The organism is Spirosoma lacussanchae (assembly GCF_005870035.1).
Lineage (GTDB): Bacteria > Bacteroidota > Bacteroidia > Cytophagales > Spirosomataceae > Spirosoma > Spirosoma lacussanchae.
This window is the reverse complement of the sequence record NZ_SWJG01000001.1, coordinates 210,508-231,961: the sequence shown is the minus strand read 5'-3', so window position 1 is coordinate 231,961 and position 21,454 is coordinate 210,508. Positions and strand designations below refer to the sequence as shown.

The window sequence follows — 21,454 nt, the reverse complement described above, 5'->3', positions numbered from 1 at the left end:
TCAAAAATGCGCAACCACACCCACACTATCAACCTACACCAGCTTCAACGCATCGAACCGGCGACCCAGGATGGCTACATCGTCGGTACCGAGGTAGTGGCGCAGGAGCGTAGCGTAGATCTGCCGAAAATCGACGGTGTACTTCAGGTCGCCTTCGGTGAGGTCGCTGAGGTTGGGAGCCTCGTTCAGCACCCGCTGCGACGGTAAGCCACCGCCAATCAGAAATACGTTGCTGGCCGTACCGTGGTCGGTGCCTTTGCTGGCGTTCTGCTTCACGCGCCGACCAAATTCCGAAAACGTCATCAGCATGACGTCGTTTTGCCGGCCAGCCGCTTTTAGGTCGGCCATAAACACACCAACGGCTTCGGCATATTGTTTCAGCAGCCGCTCCTGCTGCCCCGGCTGGTTGATGTGCGTATCGAACCCACTGATCGAGACGTAATAGATACTCGTAGCCACGCCCGACTGAATCAGCTGCGACACCGTTTTGAGCCGGTTGCCCAGTTCGTGAGCCGGGTAGGTCACCGTCGTTGATCGTACCGTTGCCTTGTCGAACACGTACTCCGCCGACGATACCGTTTCGGCCAGGGTTTTGTAGAGGTATCCAACCGTTTCGTGGTCGTGGTCGTGCTGCTGACTCAGGTTGCGGACCAGGCCGCTACGGGTCTGGTTGTAGAGCTTTTTGGGGTCCAGCACCGCCAGTCCGTTCAGCCGCTCTCCTTTCAGAGCCAGGCTCAGCGTATCGTCGACTTCCAGCGCGTTATACGGTCGGGCCGTGTCGGTTTTATCGAGATAACGACCGAGCCAGCCCGTTTGCAGATACTGGTCCGAGTCGCTGCCTGTTTGCCATATGTCCATCGACCGGAAATGCGATCGGTCAGGGTTGGGATAGCCAACGTTGTTGATTACGGTCACCAGCCCGTCGTCATAGAGCGCTTTGAGTGGGGTCATGGCCGGGTGCAGGCCAATCTCATCGTTCAGCTTCAGTACATTCTCGGGCTTGATCGCCAGGGTCGGGCGTTCGCGGTAGTAGATGTCGTTGCGGAAGGGGACCACCGTATTGAGCCCGTCGTTCCCGCCCGACAGTTGTACCACCACCAGAATTTTACCCGACGGCGCCATGGTCTGTCCCATCGCCTGGGCTTCGTACGCTTTCAGAAATTGCGGAATCAGCATCGTTCCCGCCGTCGTAAAAGCCGATTGTCTGATAAAATCGCGTCGGTTCATATCTGTGAATCATTGAGTGATTGAGTGAGTGGCGATTGAGTGAATTAATCAGTCACTCAATCGCCATTCACTCAATCACTCAATACGCTAGGTTAGTTGATATTCGGGCAGGCTCATGAGGGCGGTGGTGAGGGCGCGGATGCGTTCGGAGCGGGTCTGGCCAGGCTGGCTCAGCTTCCCGATCAGGCTGCGCTGTTCGGCGCGGAGCGGCAGGGGCAGCAGTACGGCCGCCAGTGCATCGGGTAGATCAGCGTCGGCCGTTTTGGCAAACGACTCCTCAAAACCGGCCCAGTCGACAGTAGTGCGAAACGTAGCGCCCCCTTTGCGGGCCAGTGCTTCGGTATTCACATCGCCATCTTCTTTCGGACGAACGGGCACGTCGGCGGCTTTCAGCACGTAGTTGGGCAGTTGCATCCGGAACAGCAGGCTCGACGAGTCGATCCAGTTTTTGCCGCCGGGCCAGCCCGCTACGTTGGGCGGATAAAACAACACCTGCCCCAGCGTGCGCTGAACGAAGAGTTGCGGCTGCGGCTGATCAAAGGTGATGCTCAGCGTGTGACGCATACCAGCCAGCAGTTCGACCGGCGATTTGATATGCGTCCCTACGTTCTGAGGCTCGTAAAACCAGTCGGCGGTAAAGATATGCGTCATCAGATCGGCCATGTCGTAGCCACTTTTCCGGAATCGGTCGGCCAGTTCATCGACCCGTTTTTTGTCTTCAGTCTCGTTGACGAAGAAGCGGTAAATTTTGGCGGTAATGTAGCGGGCCGTCTGCGGTTTGTCGAGCAGCATCCTGATCACGTCCTCGCCCCGGAACGCGCCCGTCTGGCCAAACAGTGTTTTTTCGCCTTCATCGTGCACCCGTTCGCGAAACACGAACTGCCCATCGAGGGTAAACTGCCAGCCCGTAAAAGCGCGGGCCGCTTCTTTAATATCCTGCTCGGTGTAGTTGCCCCGACCCAGGGTAAACAGCTCCATGACCTCGCGGGCAAAGTTTTCGTTGGGTGCGTTTTTGCGGTTCTGCTGGTTGTTCAGAAACTGAAGCATGGCCGGTTCTTTCGATACCGCCATCAGCAGATCGCTGAACCGGCCGAGCGCGTGCTGACGCAGGGTGTTGGCATACAGCTGCATGAACAGGGGGTTCTGGCCCATGGTCCGGCAGGCAAAATGGCCGTGCCAGAACAGCGCCATTTTCTCGCGCAGGGCGTTTTCGCCGGAGGCCATCCTGTCAAGCCATTGCAGGTTGAGGTCGCGTACTTTTTCGGCGTTCATCCGGATACGCTCCTTCAGCGCATCGCGGTCGAGTTGCCCGTCGCGCACCATGCCCCGCAGGCCACGCTTCGTTACGGCCGTCTCGGGGTCTACTACCTTCAGTTCGGTCAGGGTGTCGGGCCGTCCCATCAGCCGACGCACTACCGCCGGGAGCGACTGGCGACTGGCTTCGGCCAGTTCGGCGGGGGTAGCCCCGAACGCGGCCCGATCCAGCAGGTGTTTCCGTTGCTGCTGTTTGGTAAGTTTATCCATACGGTTCAGCGAGTAGCTATGCTGATAGGACAAACCGGCCCTGGCAAGGTTTAGACGCCGTTCAGAATTTTCTTTTTGTCAGGGATTTAGGGGCGCAGTACGGTCGTAGTACAGACCTTACACATACCCCATTTACAGGTAAACAGATCAGAAGGCGAGTGCTACCCTCCCAGCCAAGTTTTTGTCAACCCGGAGCCGGTTTGTCATCCCAACGGAGGAGGGGCCTAAGACCCAGCGAACGAGCCAGCCCCCTCCTGCACCGGGACCAACTAACAAGCTAACCTACCTTTAACCAACGCATTACCGCTCTCCCTCCCAGGGCTTGGGCCGCCAGCAATACACACCGTTATGAAGCTCTCTGAAGCCATATAAATCACTGCTGATCGAGTAAAGCCAACCGGCCCGGGTGAACCGACCGATGGCCCGCTGCAGACTGCGCTGAGACATCCCCACCAGCGAGCCCGTCCACTCGTCGCACACCACCACATACCGACCCATGATTTGCGTGTAAAACAGCGGGTGAGCCAGCGAAGCAGTTCTCATAAAATTATAATTTTCATATGTCGTATAAAGCCGGTAACAGACCATGGTATCGCGCCTGACCCGGGGCACAATTACAAAAATCACCCCTTTCTGATGGAATCGTTTATCCCTGGGCTCGTTCATGCGCCGATTGATGTAGTCAGGGATGATGCGCAGCAGAAACGTATCCTGGATAGCCGCCTGTTGCAGTTGCAGCGAGTCAGCGCGTTGGGCGGTGGCCCGGTTGGCCAACAGCAGCCCCAGTAGGGCCACCGCCAGGCCCCACCTAAAAACAGACATAGCCAGGCTTGTTGTCATAGTAGTTTGGGGTTCTTTTCCGATGGGCAGGCCGTCGGTGTCATACCGATTCGTTCCAGCCAATCCAATAGACAATGTCGCGCCGAACTAGCCCATTATCTACCGGACTCTGCTACTCCCGATAGTAAGGCACACGGGTGACTCGCTCCCGCTTTACCAACACGCCCTCCGAAAAAAATAATTTATCGATCGGAGCATCGTATATGTATCCACAGGCCCCACTAATCTCTTTGGACCCCGGTCGCTTCAACTGCTCGCGGAACGCCAAATCATCGCAGAGCTGATTACCGATAAACGCTCTGACGGTTTCAAACCAGGCCTGCTTATCGGTAATAAAGTGTTCGGTTCCATCATAAATCAGGAACGGGTGCCCTTCAAAAGTGGTGAAGCTGGCAGGCAAATGTTCCTGTACTTCGACCAGCAGATTGTAGGCCGTCAAGTATAGACTTATCCCATTCGCTTCGGGTTTGAGCAAAATCACCGATACGGTAGAGTTACCGCCTTTTCGGTGGCGATCCATTTCCTGTATCCTCTCAGTCAGCATAGGCTTCACGGCTGGGTGATTGAGCAGGTGGCGCAGCTGGCCCTGGGCGTAGCTGGCTGAGCTTACTCCCAGCAGCAGTACGAACAGACTTACTTTTTTCATGGTTTAATTACAGTCGTCAGCCAATCTTCTATCGCCGAATAAGCAGGCAAGCCATCGGTCTCGCGCTACAAAAGAATCTTGATATCAGGCTCTTCGCCTTTTTTGAAAATCACGCGCCAATTCTCACAGTGGTCAATGGGATACGGACTGTGCTTTTCCAGACGAAGCTTAGCCACGACCTGCTCAAATTTTTTGATATACGATTTGGGATACACAATACCCGGACTGGTCTGATACCAGTCAAAATAGATGGCGATACTATACCCATCTACCTCACTGAGGTAAGCCGGAATTTTTGACCTCAAGCCCTCACGGCTTTTAGGAGCAACAATCTGGATCTCGTGGTAATCTGGATTACCGTACTTATTTGAGATCGACATCAAAATCACCGTCGTGTCTTTCTGCAGGCCATGCCGTTGATTGGCCTTGATGTAGCGCCTGATCACAGCCGTATGCGCTTTGTCCAGCCGAACAAAGAAGGTCGAATCCACACGAGGGGGGGTATCTCGGATCAACGAGGGTTGGCCCGCTGGGGATAGAAGAAGCAGTAACAGGAGAGCGGTCATCGCACTATTCGTTTAAGGGCAGGTGGCTTGCTCATGCTGAATTTCGTCTTGTAGCTGGGAGTTAGACGTGGCAGAACCGCGTAAGTAGCTGGGAAGATCTCTTCTAGTTACCACGGACCACCTGCCTGTTGATCAAGTATCGTTGTTAGCCACAAACACGACGAGCCAAGCCCTAAGAATGCCCCGTCCGATATGGATTAGGCGTTATCAGCTCAGTCTGTACATCGACCCACCGGACAACTGGTTGCTATGCCGAACTGGTTTCGGGCTGCTCTCACGGTCGATGCGGCTCGTACATAGTCGTTTCTACACTGCCTGAAATCAGGTAGATAAACTTGGTCTGATCCGCAACGATACGACCCGAATTCACGTATCGTTTTCATACCTTCGCTAGTCTGATTCTGCCGGCTCTCTGGTTCGGCTTGTTCTGGTTACTATGCATCAACGTTTACGGTCTTTGGCCCGGTGGTTTTTTGCCGGCTTTTCGGGTATAGGTTTTATGGCCAGCGGGTTAGCCCAGCCCCTGCCTCAGTATAGCGCCCGGCAGCAAGCGCAGCTTCAGTCGCTGAAGCAGCTGGTTCAAACAGAGCGCACCGACAACTACAACCGCGCCGTTCAACTGGCCAACCGGCTGGGTCGACCGCTAATCCAGACCTCCCGACGGGGCGAGGTTATTGTTCTAGACGGTCTCGATGATACCGGCAATCTGCGTTACGTCGGTACCACCAGCGCTACCCGGGCCGGCAACTCGACACGCACCTCCTCGCTCTACACCGGCGGCTCGCTCGGGCTCAACCTGTCGGGCAGCAGCGAATCGGTCCGGAACCGGCTGGGCATGTGGGAAGTACGCGGGCTGCCCAGAACTACGCACCTGGAAATGGGGGGGCGCATCAACCAGATCGACGTGGGTCAGACTACCTCGCCCGATGAGATACTTCACTCGACCCACGTGGCTGGCATTATGATTGCGCAGGGACAAAACCCGCTTGTTCGGGGTATGGCATACGGCGCAAACCTGCAATCGTACAACCAGAGTAACGATGCCGCCGAAATGACCGGCGCAGCCGCGAACCTGCTGGTCTCCAACCATTCGTACGGGACCATAACGGGCTGGCGGTTCAATGATAGCCGCACAACCACCACCAAATGGGAATGGTGGGGCGATACGGCCGTTAGCCAGACCGAGGATTATAAGTTTGGGTTCTACGAAAGCTCGGTGCGCTCCTGGGATCAGATCATGGCTAATGCGCCCTATTATCTGATTGTTAAGTCGGCCGGTAATAACCACGGCAGCAACGGGCCGGGCGCCGGACAACCCTACTACCTGGGCAGTAGCAACACGATCAGTACCGTGGCCCGCGCTAACCAGAACGGTTACGACAACATCCCGACCCAGGGGACTGCCAAAAATATACTGACCGTCGGGGCCGTCGGTAACCTGAGTGCGGGTTACAACCAGCCCGGCGACGTACAGATTGCCGACTTCAGCAGCTGGGGACCCACCGACGACGGCCGCATCAAACCCGATCTGGTGGGCGTAGGGGTCAGCGTCTTATCGACCAGCTCGGCCAGCGACAGCACCTACACCACCCTCAGCGGCACGTCTATGTCGACCCCCAACGTAACGGGAACGCTGCTCCTGCTGCAGGAGCTTCATGCGCAGCGCAACAACGGGCAGTTCATGCGAGCCTCGACGCTGAAGGGACTGGCCATCCATACCGCCGACGAAGCGGGCCCCGCTCCCGGCCCCGACTACCGCCACGGCTGGGGCCTGCTCAACGCCGAACGGGCTGGCCGGGCCATCCTCAACACCGACCGGAACTACCTCGTCAGTGAGCAGACCCTGACCCAGAGCCAGTCATACACCCTGGCCGTAGTCGCTTCGGGCCGGGGCCCCCTCATGGCGACCATTGCCTGGACCGACCCCGCCGGTACGACAACCTCGCCGGTTACGCTCAACGACCGCACCCCCAAACTCGTCAACGACCTCGACATCCGAATCGGCGACGGACAAACCACCACCCAACCCTGGATACTGGACCCCGCCAACCCGGCAGCGCCCGCCACCCGGGGCGACAACAGCCGCGACAACGTTGAACAGGTCCTGGTAGCCAGCCCGGAACCGGGTAAGTCATACACCCTCACCGTTTCGCACAAACGCAGCCTGTCTGGCACCCGCCAGGACTATGCCCTGCTCGTGAGCGGCATTGGCGGCCAGACCTACTGCGCGTCGGGCCCCAGTTCGTCGGCCAACAGCAAGATCAGCCGGGTACAGCTCGGCACGATCGACCAGGCGGGTGGCAGCGGCTGTACGACCTACTCCGATTTTTCGCAAACCACTACGTCGGTGCAGGCCGGTCAGCAACTGCCGCTCACGGTATCGCTGGGTACCTGCGGAGAAGCGCGCACCGTAACCCTCAAAGCCTTTGCCGACTGGAACCAGAACGGCACCTTTACCGACCCCGGCGAAACCATCGCTCAGTCCGGTACGCTGACGAATACGGGGGTCTTCTCGACCACGATCGGCATTCCGGCTACGGCGCAAAATGGCCAATTTATCCGGCTCCGCATCGTAGCCGTCGAAACCGCCGATGCCGCTACGATCAGCGCCTGTGGCACGTACGGCAACGGCGAAACGCAGGATTACGCCCTGCGGGTGGTACAGACCGTCAATGACATCGGCACCGTGGCGCTGCTATCGCCCCAGACCGGCTTCTGCGGCCAGACCAACCGCGAAACCCTGGTAACGGTGCGCATCCGCAACTTCGGCTCGGCAACCCAGCGCGACATACCCGTCAGCGTTGCCATTACCGATACCACGACGAACACACCCGTTGCTACGCTGACTGGTACGCTACCGCTTTTGTCGGCGTTTCGGCAGGCCCAGCTGACCCTGTCTCTGCCCGCTACGACCGTTCTGACGCCGGGCCAGCCGTATCGGTTTACGGTATCGACAGGGCTGGATACCGACCTGAATCCCGCCAACAACACCCTCACCGAAACCCGCGTAGCCGCTACCCAACCCACTACCGGCCTGTTTGCGGTGGTACGATGCGGCAGCGATACGGCCATTGCCCTGCGCAACACCGGCGGTGGCACTGCTTTCTGGTACGATGCCCCCGCGGGCGGTAACCTGCTGGCGGCCGGTAACCGGGCCAACGTGAATACCCTGCCAACGAGCGGCCAGTTCTACGCCAGCCTGAACGAGTTCTCGGGTAGTATTGGCCCGGTCGAAAAGCGCTCGTTCGGCGGGGGAACCTACGGCACCGGTTTCCAGCCCGCTCCGCTCGTGACTACGGCCGTACCACTCCTGATCGAAAGCGCCCGGCTCTATATAGGATCAGCGGGCCAGCTGACCTTCACCGTTCGGCGTTATGACGACACCCCCGTATCGAGCGTGACGCTGGATGTGGTGCCAACCCGCAGCCAGAGCGTGACCACCCTGACTGGCGGCACCTACCCCGACGATGCCGCCGACCGGGGTGCAGTTTATCCGCTCAACCTGCGGCTTCCCGAAGCGGGCCAGTACAAGATCACGATCGACTATGCCGATGGGGCTTCGATCTTCCGTAGTAACCTAAGTGTATCGGGCTTTCCGTTCCAGCTCCGGTCCCAGACCGGCCAGCCTATCGTGACCATCAAAGGTTCGCTGTTCAACAACGGCACGACCACCGATACCCTGACAGCAGCCTGGTACTACTTCTACGACCTGAAGGTGCGATCGCTCGACTGCCCCGCCCCCGCCCGGGTGGCGGTTACGCCAACGGCTGGCACCACCACCGCGGCCACGATTACAGCCAGCGGCTCGACCAGCCTCTGCGAAGGAAGCAGCGTTACCCTCCAGGCCAATACGGGCAGCGGACTGGCTTACGAGTGGCTGCGCAACGGACAAATCCTGAGTGGAGCCACCAGCAGTACCCTGGCCGCATCGACAACGGGCAGTTATGCCGTTCGGGTTACCGGAACCTGCCTCCCGGTTCTGTCGGCTTCGGTGCCGGTAACGGTACGCCCGGCCGAAATTCCGACGATAGCAACCAGTGGACTAACCCTGACCACCAATGCCGTTAGCAACATTCAATGGCTGCTGGATGGCATTCCGATCGCGGGCGCTACGGCCCCGACCTATACCGCCGTTCGGGCGGGGCGCTACTCGATCCGGGGCGGGGTCAACGGCTGTGGCGAAGCCATCTCCGCCGAAGTCGTGCTAACCATCCTGGCCGAAGAACCCACCCTCGACGACCTGTCGATACAGGCTTATCCGAACCCGGTAACCCGCCAGCTAACCGTATCGGTATCGGCCGAGGGGTTAACCACCCCCCGTCTTCGGCTCACCGACGGCCGGGGCCTCACCGTGCGGTCGGCCCCGCTGCAACGGGACGGAAAAAATTTCAGGTCCGTTTTTGAGATGGGTGATTTACCCGGCGGTACGTTTTTTGTAGTGATCGACAATGGACCCGACCAACCCATTCGGGTGAAACGTATTAGCAAGCAATAAACTGTTACCCCATCTGCGTACCTTAACCTGGCGGCAGGCAGCTGCCTATATCAATCAATTAGTTTATTATCCGGCCGGGAGCCGGATCAGGAGTCTCGTTTTGCTTAGCTATTTGCCAATTCTGCTACCGTTCGTCAGCGCCCAGCCCCGCACGCCGACGCAGCCGCCAGCCTGGCAAACCGACCTGATCCGACAGTATACGGCCCGGCAGCAGCGTACCGCCCGGCTGGCAAAACAGCATGGCTGGCCCCTTACCAAACGATATTCCGGCCAGCAGCTATTTCGGCTACAGGATGTCGATGCTACCGGTTGGCCCGTCTATTACCGGCTCCATAATGCCGAAGCAGCCAGCGCTACTCATACAACCGCTCTGTATGGTGGCAGTTCGCTGCCGGTAACGTTATCGGGCAACTCGGCCCGGATGGCCGGTCGGCTCGGCCTATGGGATGGCGGTCGCGTGCTGGATACCCACCAGGAACTGGGACCGGTTCGTATCCAGCAAAACAACAATGCAGCCCCGCTCAGCGACCACGCCACCCACCTCGCCGGTACCCTGATCGGCAAAGGCGCCGATAGCCGGGCCCGGGGTATGGCCTACGGCGCCCAACTTACCGTCTGGGACTATACCAATGACCTGTCTGAGTTAACTACGGCAGCGCCCCGGCTGCTGCTGTCCAACCATGCCTACGGCCCGGTCGTGGGCTGGGTCTACAACCCGTCGCGCCCCGGCACCGACCCCAATCTGAAGTGGGAATGGTGGGGCAATACCGCCATCAGCGCTACCGATGACTACCTCTTCGGTTTCTACACCGCCAAAGCCCGCGACCTCGACCGGCTCGCCTACAACAATCCGTTTCTGCTCATGGTCCGGTCGGCCGATAACAAACGGGTCGATACCGGCCCTCCCGCCGGAACCCCGTATTTCCTGCGCGACTCCAACAACCAAAGTACCCTGCCCCGGAAGCGCAACGACGCCTACGACGTAATTCCCGCCGAAGCCACCGCCAAAAATGTACTGACGGTAGGAGCAGCTGATATCACCCAGGGCATTCAGCAGCTGGCCACAACCGACTTCAGCGGCTGGGGACCCACCGACGACGGCCGCATCAAACCTGACCTGATGGGGTTGGGTACCAGCATCTACTCGTCGATGAGTGGCGGTAATAGTACCTACGGCACCTTCAGCGGCACTTCCATGGCTTCGGCGAATGTAACAGGTTCGCTCTTTCTGCTTCAGGAACTCTACGCGCAGCAACGGGCCACCAGCGCATCGGCACCGAGTCAGTTTATGCGGTCAGCTACCCTGCGCGGGCTGGCTCTGCACACCGCTACCCGACCCAATCCGGCAGCTGGACCCAACTATCGCATGGGTTGGGGACTGCTCAATACAGAAGCAGCCGCCCGGGTGCTGCTTAACGACGACCTGGCTCATATGGTGCTGGAACAGTCACTGGCGCCGGGCCAGTTGTTCAGCCGCCGGCTGGTGGCGCAGGGCAACGAGCCGCTGATCGTTACCCTTTGCTGGACCGATCCCGAGGGGGTGGCCAGCCCGGTAGCGCCGGCATCGGTCAACAGCCCAACACCTAAACTCGTCAACGACCTGGACCTGCGCCTGACCGATAGCCAGGCTACCCTTTTTCCCTTCGTACTGGACCCCGCCAACCCGGCAGCACCCGCTACCCGGGGCGATAACAGCCGCGACAACGTTGAACAGATTTATATTTCGAACCCTATTCCGGGGCAGGCCTACACCTTACAGATAGCCCACAAAGCGAAACTGACCTATGGCAATCAGCCTTTTACGGTTATCGTGAGTGGACTTCGCCGGGCCAGTTGTGGCCTTACCGTACAGATCAGCCCCAAACGCGACACCATCCTCTGCCCCGGCAGCACCTTATCCCTACAGAGTTCGCTTGAGTCGGATTCGTACCAGTACCAGTGGCTGCTAAACGGGGTCAACATAGCCAGCGCCGAAACAGCCCGGTATACAACATCCCAGCCCGGCAGCTATGCACTTCGTGTTACTGACCAGGTTGGTTGCGTGGCCACGTCAGCTCCCGTTAGCGTCAGTGTGCGGACAGCAGACGTACAGATCAGTCCAACCGGCGAACAATGGCTCTGCACCGATGGCAAACCGATCCAGCTAAAGGCAAGCGGGCTTCCGACTGCCACCGCCCGACCAACCTGGCTCCGCGATGGCGAGGTGATTACCGGCGCAGTCAGCCCATCGTTTTCTACGACCCAGTCTGGCAGTTATCAGCTGCAGGTCGATCTGTTCGGCTGCGACATCCGTTCTGAGCCAACGCTCGTTCGGCAAACCACCGTCAACTCCATCGCGCTGACTCCGTCCGAAACCCAGCTTTTTCTGCCCCTGGGGGCGGCCGTTACCCTCCGCGCGCCCGTCGATACCAGCTACCGGTACCAATGGTATCGGGATTCGACAGCTCTGACCAATGCTACCCGGGCTCAATTGTCCGTTTCTGAGTCGGGTACCTATGCCGTACAGGTTACGCAAAAAAACTGCGTGGGCTGGTCATCGGATCGAACAGTGGAGGTAGTGGTATTGACCGCTACCTCCACTACCGCCGACCCGCAGCTCCGGTACTTCCCCAATCCGGCCCATACCGCGCTGTCGGTGCAGTATGCCAATCCGATAGCCCGGCAGGCAGTTATCCGCGTGTTCGATAGTGGGGGCAGGCAGGTTTTACCTCTACAGCCACTGAGCCGCATCAACGGCGGTCTTGAAGGAACGATTCCATTGACCGACCTGCCTCCCGGCTCTTATCTGCTGCAACTCACGGATGAGCGGGGTAGCCAGACCGTACGTTTTGTCAGACAGTGACCCAAACGGCATCGGCCCCGACCCGGCAGAACGTTTGCGCTGCCAGATCGGGGCCGATCTCCCAAAAAAACGGTTATGATTATTTACCCTTCGTTCCTGAACCGGCTTCCTGAGCCATAGCCAGTTTAACGGCTTCGTACAGGTTGACGATACCGCCCGTTTTCGACAGGCTGGCGAAATCGACCGAGTCGCTGGTTTCGGGTTTGCGTACCTTCGTACTGTATGGCGTGGCCGACTGCATGATGATCCGTTTCAGATCGGCATAGGTGAGTTTGGGGAAGTACGACTTCAGCACAGCGGCTACCCCCGCCACAACCGGCGAGGCCATACTGGTACCGCTGTTGTTTTCGTACTTACTACCCGGCACGGTAGAGTAGATGTCTTTACCCGGCGCAAACACATCGACGGTTTGCTTGCCGTAGTTCGAGAAGCTGGCAACCAGTTCGTTTGTGTTCGGCTCGGCACTGGCGCCTACCGTAATTACGTTCGGAATCTCTTTACCATCCAGGAACCGGGGCGACGGATAGTTGGCTGCCGTATCGATGTCTTTCCCATCGTTACCGGCCGCATGTATCAGCAGTACCCCTTTCGAGAGCGCATACCGTTCGGCTTCTTCAACCACCTCCCGCTGGGGCGAATAATCTTTACCGAAGCTCATGTTGATGATCTGCGCGCCGTTATCGACAGCATACCGAATGGCGTTGGCTACATCTTTATCGCGCTCGTCGCCATCGGGTACGGCCCGAACGCCCATGATCTGCACCGCATCGGCAATGCCCATAATACCGAGGGCATTGGTCCGGTCGGCACCGATGATACCGGCAACGTGTGTACCGTGGTCAGCGCGCGGGCCCATGATGTCGGCGTTCCCGTAGTTCCGCTCCTTCAGATCGTTGGGGTTATCACCCACAATAGCGCGGCTGTCGAAGTCGGGGTTGTAGTTGTACTCGGCGCGTGCTTTGAGTTGCTCGTTGGCTTTTTCCAGCTCAGCCGTTACCGCGTCGGCATCGGCCGCACCCTGCTGCCGCAGCAAGCGCAGAATACCGACTACCGGCCGTTTCAGCGCAGCGTTGGTGATCGTATCCGATACTTTGCTGAGCGTAGTAGTATCGAGTTTCGTTACGTTGAGTGCTTTTTTCAGGGTCGTTACGGCTGTAGAGTACTGCTCGTAGAACTGGCTGATTCCCTGGTATTGCGCCTTATACTGCGCCTGGTTCTTCTCGACTTCGGCCTTGGTTTTTACATACAGATCGTATTCTTTTTGCTCGGCCGGCTTCAGCGATGCCCGGCTTTTACCGTCGTACTTAGGCTTCAGCTGGGTGTAGAGCCGGGTTACCTCGGCGGTTTCGTAGCTGACATTCCGACCGTCTTTCCCACCAATGAAGTTCCAGCCGTGAACGTCGTCGACGTAGCCGTTTTTATCATCATCTTTCCCGTTACCGGCAACTTCTTTCGGATTGACCCATAGCACCCGGCGCAGGTCTTCGTGGGTGGTGTCGATACCGCCGTCAATAACGGCTACCAGCACCGGCGTAGGTTTGCGATTTTTGAGGAGTTCGCGGTAAGCGCGCTCTACGCTGATACCGGCCGAATTATCGGTTTTATCGCGGAGATACCATTGGCTCTCCTGCGCCGATGCTGCCACAGAGAGCAGGCAAATCGACGCGCTAAAAAGGAGTTTCTTCATGAATTATAAACAAATAGTCTTCACAAATTACGAAGAAACCCGTGATTTATAGCCTTAAAAGTTGTTAAATGGCGCGCTTCGTTGCGTTAATTACGGACATCACTGACCCGCAGCCGCTCAACAACGGCTGGCGTCTGGCTGATGATATCAACGAGAGCAACCGAATTCAGATCCACCAGTTGCTGGACAGTAAGTCCATAGAGCCCGGCCAGTTGCTCCAGCCGTGGAAGATCCAGCCGGGTAGTGCCGTTTTCCAGTCGGCTATAGGCCGACTGCGTAATGCCGAGCTGATCGGCAACCGCTTCCTGAGAGAGGCCGCAGAATTCGCGCAGCGTCCGAATCCGGGTCATGTAGTTTGGCATAGATAGGGAATTTTAAGTTACGGACAGTTCAGACACCAAAGTTTCGATTAGGAGACATATGAACAAGACTATATTGCGTGAAATCACCTTTTTTATGCGTGAAATCAACCAAAAAAATAACTATCAATTCTATAAAATTGATAGTTAAAATTACGTTCACACCTATTTGTACCAATTTAATTGGCATATTTTTATAGATACACATTCTATATCTTATAAAGACTAAAATCTCCAGAATCGATACCTATGTTGGTTTATGCGTAAAACGCATAACGATATGCACAATTTGCATAAATTATGCATTTTACGCATAGCTTCGTCTAGACACTCCTATCAACTTTGCAATAACCAATCGCTACTAATTCGGCTGGCTCGAGACGGCTTGAAACGTAGAAAGGTCGGGAGGCTTTAACTTGTATCAAAATCATGAATACTTTATCATTAGATAACTTTGATGTCGTTGAAATGGACGAATATGCTATCCAGCAAACCCAAGGTGGAACACCCATACATGTAGCCATCTTAATAGGAGTTGCCATTGCAGCTGCTACGGAAATAATTCAAGACTGGGATAATTTTAAGGCTGGTTTAAGTGGAAATTGTAAGCAGGCAAAAAAATAAATCATTAACAACGAGTGAAATGAGACAGCACATCATTCTTGATAACCAGCTGGCAGAATTAAGCCACCTTGAAGTTCGTGAGATTAGCGGTGGTGATGGTTTTGCTCATGACATTGGAACAGCAATACGCTTTGGCTTACATTACATCAAATACGGTGCAGTAATTCCTGCGCATGGTATAGCTATGGCTTATGCCGACTATGCAGCCAATAAAGCAAAGTGCAATTGTAAATAACCAATCTTGTACCTAGCCCCTTAGGTCTTACCTAAGGGGCACCTTCGCAATAATCAAGGAGTATGAAAAAGACCATGAAAAATCGCGACATCTTGCTAGTTCTGATTTCTTTTATCACTGCTTACACTATATTTTCTAATTGGCATATAGTAAAAGTCTTTCTAGGAAAATTGTTCTCATAATGGCTATGAAATGATATGGACGCGACCAAATACATTTCTCTAACTTGACCATTCGTATCCAGCTCATGTATACGTCCATGCTAGTAGCAATAGTAGTAATCCTGGCTATGTTTTGACTGTTGCCGGTTTGTCTGTGCAGGTTAGTAGGCTAGTAAAGTTTAGGCCCGTGTCAATCTGTATCTAATGAACAATAGCATTCAGATCCAACGTGATTATGGTACAATTTAATGGTATAAACTAATGTTTTATCTGGCCGTAGTGTTAACCATTTTACATTCTACCGAACTCATTTACCGGTTAGCTATTTCAAACAGGATTGGCCAGTGTTATAATGAAATTGATTTTCTCTGTAAGCTGCATTTATCTGTCCAATAGGTTAGAAAAGAACAGATAGACCATGGACGCGATCACCTACCTCCCTACTCTTACCGTTCGTAGCCAGCTCATCTATACGTCCGTGCTGGTAGCGATAGCGGTTGCCCTGGCTTCGTTGCCGTTCATTGTTGTTGATGTGTCGGTGCAGGCTAGTGGGCTGGTACGGCCCGTAGCCGAACGGAGCGACGTAAAACCGCTGGTTAGTGGGCGCGTGGCTGCGCTACTGGTCCGGGAGAACCAGTCCGTGCAGACAGGAGCCGTACTGCTGCGGCTACAAACCCCCGTGCTGGATACCAAACTACACCTGCTGTTGGCACAACAACAGGAGAAGCAGCAATCTATTCATGATCTAACACTTCTCCTGGATCAAAAACCCGATGAACTTCTGGCTTCAGCTACGTATCCGGCTCTTATGGCGCAGCTCCGCTCCCCGCTTTACCGGCAACAGTTCGAGCAGCTCCGATTAGTGGGCCAGGAAAATCTGCAAACCCAGCAAAAACGCCGGCGCGACGTTGAAACCAGCCAATTGCTGTTACGCGATAAGGTCGTAGCCCGGCTCGAACACGAAGACAAAGAGTTTGCCCTCAATAGCGTAGTGACGCAATATCAGACATTAATGGAGCGGCAGCGCAGCGAGTGGCAAACGGCCCTGACTCAACACCAGCTGGCCCTCACGGAGCTACGGGCACAGGAGCAACAGCTCCGGCAGGAGCGCGACCTCTACACGGTGCGGGCGTCGGTTAGTGGTACGGTTAGTCAGGTAGCGGGGCGATATGCAGGAAGCTACGTACAGGCAGGCGAGACAATCGGCATCATTTCACCAGATTCTACACTCATAGTCGAGTGCTACGTACCCCCTAAAGATATTGGCCTGCTTCGCCCCGGCCAAACGGCCCGGTTTCAGGTCGACGCGTTCGACTACAACCAGTGGGGCCTGATAGACGGACACATTCTCGACATCGATAACGATTTTACGATTGTGGAAAACAGCCCGTCGTCCCGGCAACCTGTTTTTCGGGTACGCTGCCAGCTTCGGCAAAACTACCTGACTCTACCCAACGGGTACCGGGGTTCGCTAAAAAAAGGTATGACCTTACGAGCGCGATTTGTTGTTACGCAACGCTCGCTGTTCCAGCTACTCTACGACAAAGCCGACGACTGGCTTAACCCCAACCGTACGCGACAGAACCCGTCCAGTTCCGTCTAACCTATTCATTGTATGAACAAGCGCGTCAGAATCAAACAGCGCGACATTACCGACTGTGGGGCTGCCTGCCTGGCTTCGGTAGCCGCTCATTACCGGCTGTTGATGCCCGTAGCGCGGGTTCGGCAACTGGCCAGTACCGACCAGAAAGGTACCAATGTGCTGGGCCTCATCGAAGCCGCCCACAAAATGGGGTTTCAGGCCAAAGGAGTCAAAGGCCCCTTCGAGAGTTTAGGCAAGGTTCCTAAACCGGCCATCGCTCACGTAATCGGTAAGAATCAACTCCATCACTATGTGGTTATCTACGACGTAACCAGCAAGTACGTTGTCGTGATGGACCCCGCCGATGGTCGGCTACACCGCAAAACACACGACCTGTTCCGGCAGGAATGGACAGGCGTCCTGGTGCTGCTCGTACCTGACAACGGCTTTCAGACCGCCAATGCGCAAACATCGGTTGGGCAACGATTCTGGCAGTTGTTACGCCCACACTGGGCCGTAATGCTTCAGGCACTCTTTGGCGCTGTCATATACACGCTTCTGGGGCTATCTACCTCAATCTACGTACAGAAACTGGTCGACAACGTGCTGGTCGATGGCAATCGTAATCTGCTGAATCTGCTGAGCGTAGTCATGATTGGACTCTTGCTCCTCCAAGTATTCATCGATACGGTCAAAGACTTCTTCAATCTGAAAACGGGGCAGCAAATCGACGCGGCCCTTATTTTAGGCTATTACAAACACCTGTTGACCTTACCGCAGTCATTTTTTGACACCATGCGCGTCGGCGAAATCATTTCACGGGTCAATGATGCGGTCAAGATCCGGACCTTTATCAACGATACGGCCCTGGGGCTGGTCGTTAACGGGCTGGTCATCCTCTTCTCATTTGGCCTGATGTTCACCTATTACTGGAAGCTGGCTGTTGTCATGGGCCTGATTGTGCCGCTTTACGGTCTTATCTATTACGTGGTCAATCGAATTAACCGAACCTACCAGCGCCGGTTAATGGAAGACAGCGCTGAACTGGAATCGCAATTGGTTGAGTCACTGAACGCCGTATCGACTATCAAGCGGTTTGGCCTAGAAGCGTTCGCCAATGAAAAAACCGAAACCAGATTTATAAAACTGCTGCAGACTATTTACCAATCGGGCAGTAGCAGTATATGGGCCGGATCAGCTTCGGAATTTACGTCGAGGTTATTCACGATCATAGTGCTATGGCTGGGCGCGTTCTTTGTGCTTGACCGGCAGATCACACCCGGCGAACTATTATCTTTTTACGCCCTGATCGGGTATTTTACCGGCCCGGCTGCCGGCCTGATCGGCGCCAACCGCAGCATCCAGGATGCCCGTATTGCGGCCGACCGTTTGTTTGAGATCCTGGATCTGGAAAAGGAGCAGACCGACAACAAAATCTGGCTAACAGCTGATCTCGTTAGTGACATTCGATTTGAGAATGTAACGTTCCGTTATGGCACCCGAATCACCGTATTCGATCGACTTACGCTCACCATTCCACACGGGCAGGTTACGGCCATAGTTGGCGAAAGTGGCTCGGGTAAAAGTACCTTACTGTCGCTGGTTCAGGGTTTGTACCCGCTTCAGGAAGGTAGTATCCATATTGGCGACTATGACATTAAATACCTGCACCCCGACAGTCTGCGAAAAGTAGTAGGCGTTGTGCCTCAGAAGATCGACCTGTTTGCGGGTACTGTGCTGGAAAACATTGCCATTGGCGATCCCGAACCCGATATGCAGCGCATCATCAGCATCTGCCGCGAGTTGGGCATTCTGGATTTTATCGAAAAACTGCCCACTGGTTTTCAAACATATCTTGGCGAAAATGGCGTGTCTCTGTCGGGCGGTCAGCGTCAACGCATAGCCATCGCCCGGGCCCTATACCGTGATCCGGCTATCTTGATTTTAGATGAAGCAACGTCTGCCCTCGATTCCGGTTCCGAGCAGTTCGTGCAACGCACCATTCAGCATCTTCGACAATCGGGCAGAACAGTTATCATTATCGCCCATCGGCTGAGTACCGTTCGGCAGGCCGACAAAATTATCGTGCTGGAGCAGGGCAAAATTGTTGAAGAAGGTAGTCACACCGACTTGCTTCAAAACGGACAAACGTATCGGCATTATTGGCAGCAACAGATCGAGCTGGTATAAACGCTGGTCATATTATTCGCACAGCTGCCACATTAAAAATAACATTCAGGGTTTCCCGTGCTGGCTGGCGCGGTAGTGTTCCTGGAGCATGTCTTCGCCCCAGTCGTTTGTCAGATCGCGGACAACGGTATGGATGTGGTTGGCGCTCGTCTGCGTGTTATCATACTCGATCAGGATAGTAGGCCCGTGAATGCGGTAGTACCAGCCTTTCCCCTCGCCCAGTTCGGGCGTCAGATCACCCGCCCACGCAAACCGCAGGCTGTCGAGCCCGGCTTTCTCCAGTTTGTTCAGCTGCTGTTTGGCCAGGGTGATGCGGTAGTTGGCCAGGTAGGTTTGCAGCAGATCCATGAACAGCCTTTGCTGATCGGCGGTCATATCGGCCCGTTTCAGTCCGTCCATCCGCTCCAGCGAGGCTTTACGTTTGTTACTGGTCACAATATCCGGGTAGGCCACGGCGGCCAGTACCACCTGTTTGCGCTGCTCGGCCGATAAACTTTTGAGCAGCGCAAAGGCCCGCTCCGTTTCCAGCTTCAGAATTTGTCGGCCTTTCTGGGGTAAGTCCTTCACCCGCACATCGCCCATCCGCTTGTCGGCCATCTGAGGATCGTACTGCAAAACGCCCGGATTACTGCCGAAGAACGTTGGCGTCTGCGCCAGCACTCGCCCGGTGAGCGACATGAACTGAAGCGACAGGTGGTGCCCTTCCAGCCGCCAGCTCCAGGGTTTATCCGTCGATGGATCGCCGAAGATGCTGAACGAGTAGTTTTCGGGGTCGCGGTAGGTATCGTTGGGCGGGCGGTTGTCAATAACCCGCAACACGTTTTCCATGTCGATGATCGACGTAGCTTTCTCGTATCCCTGTTCGCTGAGCCCCGTTTTGAGCAACGCCATGGCTGATTTCCGCTGGTCGGCGGTCATCTGCTTCAGCGGGAGGCCCTTGCGTTCGCGCGGCACAAAATGCCAGTTGAACCGTTCTTCGTCGTCGAAAGAAAACATAATCTGCTTGCGCTGATCGGCGGATAAGGTGCTTAGGAACGCCTTCCCAGACTCGCGCATATCGTCCAGCACGGCTTTCCGGGCAGCCACTGTCTGCGCCGAAGCGCCCATATATATAAGGTTGCACAGTAGAAGCAAACATCTCGCCAAAAATTGGAAACGGATCATACCAATAGAGTTTATTATGTTAGGTTAAAGTGCTGACATCCGTTGATTTACTTTCGGCAAATGGCTTAATTATAGTCAGGTCGGAAGGCTTCCGATCGTAGCCGCTCACTAAATACAGATGTATCAAATCTGGCCTTTTTGCTAACAACCGATCCCCTTTACCGGTTGTATTCATATCTCCACTGTCACTCTGCACGTATGTCAACCCGGCCACCAAATAACAGTTCTGGACCACTTGATCATCTGGCACTTCGCTATCTGCGTCAGGCATTGGACACGGCGCATCCCACCGATGAGCCGTATGTACTGAATCCGACCGAGAGCCGCGTCATCCGCCGAACCAAGGTTGTTACGCTCACGATGGCAGCTCTGCTCGGCATACTGGGTGTATTGATGTTATACCTGCCCCAGTACAGCTGGCCCGATCTGTTTGTCAGTACGCCCATCACCCTCTTCGGCACCACCTATGCCCTACCGCTGGTCACGATGCTGTACGGCCTGCTGCTGGTCTACCTCGAGATTAACTTACTGATCGCCATCAACTTACGGGGCGTAAAAAATATCATGCAGGTGTGTCAGTTTCCTAAGGCCCACGATGCTCAGTACGAACGGCACCTGCGCGCGCTGGCCGACGCAGCCCTGGAGAAAACCAATCGGGGCGTATTGCGCTTTGGCATAGACCCTTACCTGAACCTGCCCCGCTGGGGCCTGACTATGTTCTTCCTGGTTAATATGATCAGGGGGGCTCTGAGCAGTCTCGTGCTGAAGTTTCTGCTACGCCGGGTAGCGGGGCGGTTTGCCCTGCGGCAGGTTACCGATCTGGCCGGACTGCCAGTATACGCGTTCTGGAATGCGTGGGCTTCGTGGCAGGTATTACATGAAGCGCAGGTACGGGTTATGGCTCCGCTGACAATCCGTGAATTTGTTAACGAACTCTACGATGAGTGGGGCAATAATCCCCAGTTCAGACCGCTCATTCTGGAAGCTCTCCAGTACGTGGCTATCTTGAAACGGCAGTATAACTACGCTCATTTTCTGCTCACCGAAACGCTGGTGCATCGGTTTGAGCTGCAAACCAGTGCTACGCTAACGGGCCATTTTGCCGAACAGGTAGCCAACGCGCCGGTTGAGGTACGCCGGAGTCTGGAGCGCCTGCTGGTGTTCGGCGTGCTGGTAGACGGCAAACTATCGTGGTTCGAAAAACGTCGGTTACGGCAACTCCGCCGGAAAGGACTCCTCAGTAATTACCAGCCCGCAGACATCGAGCGGATCGGCAGCGAATACAATGCCGGCCGGGGACTTTGGGTGTAAA

15 protein-coding genes are annotated in these 21,454 nt (G+C 55.6%); 7 read left to right on the top strand and 8 right to left on the bottom strand.

What is annotated here, in order from left to right; all coding sequences use genetic code 11:
• Positions 1 to 33: 33 nt before the first annotated feature.
• From FBR45_RS01020 to FBR45_RS01000, 5 genes are all read right to left on the bottom strand, one after another.
• Positions 34 to 1,227, bottom strand: a complete 1,194-nt coding sequence (locus FBR45_RS01020) for a DUF1501 domain-containing protein (RefSeq protein ID WP_138498505.1) — start codon at positions 1,225 to 1,227, stop codon at positions 34 to 36.
• Between the two features lie 87 nt (positions 1,228 to 1,314).
• Positions 1,315 to 2,751, bottom strand: a complete 1,437-nt coding sequence (locus tag FBR45_RS01015) for a DUF1800 domain-containing protein (RefSeq protein ID WP_138498503.1) — start codon at positions 2,749 to 2,751, stop codon at positions 1,315 to 1,317.
• A 300-nt stretch (positions 2,752 to 3,051) separates the two neighbouring features.
• Positions 3,052 to 3,591: a hypothetical protein gene (locus FBR45_RS01010; protein ID WP_138498501.1), complete on the bottom strand. Its 540-nt coding sequence runs from the start codon at positions 3,589 to 3,591 to the stop codon at positions 3,052 to 3,054.
• A gap of 112 nt (positions 3,592 to 3,703) precedes the next feature.
• Positions 3,704 to 4,237, bottom strand: a complete 534-nt coding sequence (locus tag FBR45_RS01005) for a hypothetical protein (RefSeq protein ID WP_138498499.1) — start codon at positions 4,235 to 4,237, stop codon at positions 3,704 to 3,706.
• 65 nt (positions 4,238 to 4,302) lie between these two features.
• Positions 4,303 to 4,728, bottom strand: a complete 426-nt coding sequence (locus FBR45_RS01000; protein WP_138498496.1) for a hypothetical protein — start codon at positions 4,726 to 4,728, stop codon at positions 4,303 to 4,305.
• A gap of 574 nt (positions 4,729 to 5,302) precedes the next feature.
• Between FBR45_RS01000 and FBR45_RS00995 the strand changes: the two genes are divergently transcribed.
• Together FBR45_RS00995 and FBR45_RS00990 are read left to right on the top strand one after the other, a co-directional pair.
• Positions 5,303 to 9,298 (top strand): S8 family serine peptidase, encoded by a 3,996-nt coding sequence (locus FBR45_RS00995; RefSeq protein WP_246082067.1) that lies wholly within the window; start codon positions 5,303 to 5,305, stop codon positions 9,296 to 9,298.
• A gap of 112 nt (positions 9,299 to 9,410) precedes the next feature.
• On the top strand, positions 9,411 to 12,140 hold the full coding sequence (locus FBR45_RS00990) for a S8 family serine peptidase (RefSeq protein ID WP_246082066.1): 2,730 nt from the start codon (positions 9,411 to 9,413) through the stop codon (positions 12,138 to 12,140).
• A gap of 79 nt (positions 12,141 to 12,219) precedes the next feature.
• On the opposite strand, the gene FBR45_RS00985 is transcribed toward FBR45_RS00990, so the two are convergent.
• Positions 12,220 to 13,827, bottom strand: a complete 1,608-nt coding sequence (locus FBR45_RS00985) for a S8 family peptidase (protein ID WP_171044806.1) — start codon at positions 13,825 to 13,827, stop codon at positions 12,220 to 12,222.
• 86 nt (positions 13,828 to 13,913) lie between these two features.
• Positions 13,914 to 14,189 carry a helix-turn-helix domain-containing protein gene (locus FBR45_RS00980; protein ID WP_138498492.1) on the bottom strand — a complete coding sequence of 92 codons (276 nt, stop codon included), beginning with the start codon at positions 14,187 to 14,189 and terminating at the stop codon, positions 13,914 to 13,916.
• Positions 14,190 to 14,615: 426 nt separating this feature from the next.
• Between FBR45_RS00980 and FBR45_RS00975 the strand changes: the two genes are divergently transcribed.
• The 4 genes from FBR45_RS00975 (at position 14,616) to FBR45_RS00960 (ending at position 18,978) form a co-directional block, all read left to right on the top strand.
• Entirely contained in the window at positions 14,616 to 14,810 is a 195-nt protein-coding gene (locus FBR45_RS00975) for a hypothetical protein (protein ID WP_138498490.1), read from the top strand.
• 19 nt (positions 14,811 to 14,829) lie between these two features.
• Entirely contained in the window at positions 14,830 to 15,045 is a 216-nt protein-coding gene (locus FBR45_RS00970) for a hypothetical protein (protein WP_138498488.1), read from the top strand.
• Between the two features lie 579 nt (positions 15,046 to 15,624).
• On the top strand, positions 15,625 to 16,809 hold the full coding sequence (locus FBR45_RS00965; RefSeq protein ID WP_138498486.1) for an HlyD family secretion protein: 1,185 nt from the start codon (positions 15,625 to 15,627) through the stop codon (positions 16,807 to 16,809).
• A gap of 12 nt (positions 16,810 to 16,821) precedes the next feature.
• Positions 16,822 to 18,978, top strand: a complete 2,157-nt coding sequence (locus FBR45_RS00960; RefSeq protein WP_138498484.1) for a peptidase domain-containing ABC transporter — start codon at positions 16,822 to 16,824, stop codon at positions 18,976 to 18,978.
• A gap of 45 nt (positions 18,979 to 19,023) precedes the next feature.
• Here FBR45_RS00960 and FBR45_RS00955 read toward each other — a convergent pair whose 3' ends face one another.
• The gene (locus FBR45_RS00955) at positions 19,024 to 20,085 is read right to left on the bottom strand and encodes a DUF3500 domain-containing protein (RefSeq protein WP_246082065.1); all 1,062 of its coding nucleotides are present in this window, start codon (positions 20,083 to 20,085) and stop codon (positions 19,024 to 19,026) included.
• Between the two features lie 255 nt (positions 20,086 to 20,340).
• Between FBR45_RS00955 and FBR45_RS00950 the strand changes: the two genes are divergently transcribed.
• Complete coding sequence (locus FBR45_RS00950) at positions 20,341 to 21,453, top strand: LBF_2804 family protein (protein WP_138498482.1); 1,113 nt, start codon at positions 20,341 to 20,343, stop codon at positions 21,451 to 21,453.
• Position 21,454: the final 1 nt, after the last annotated feature.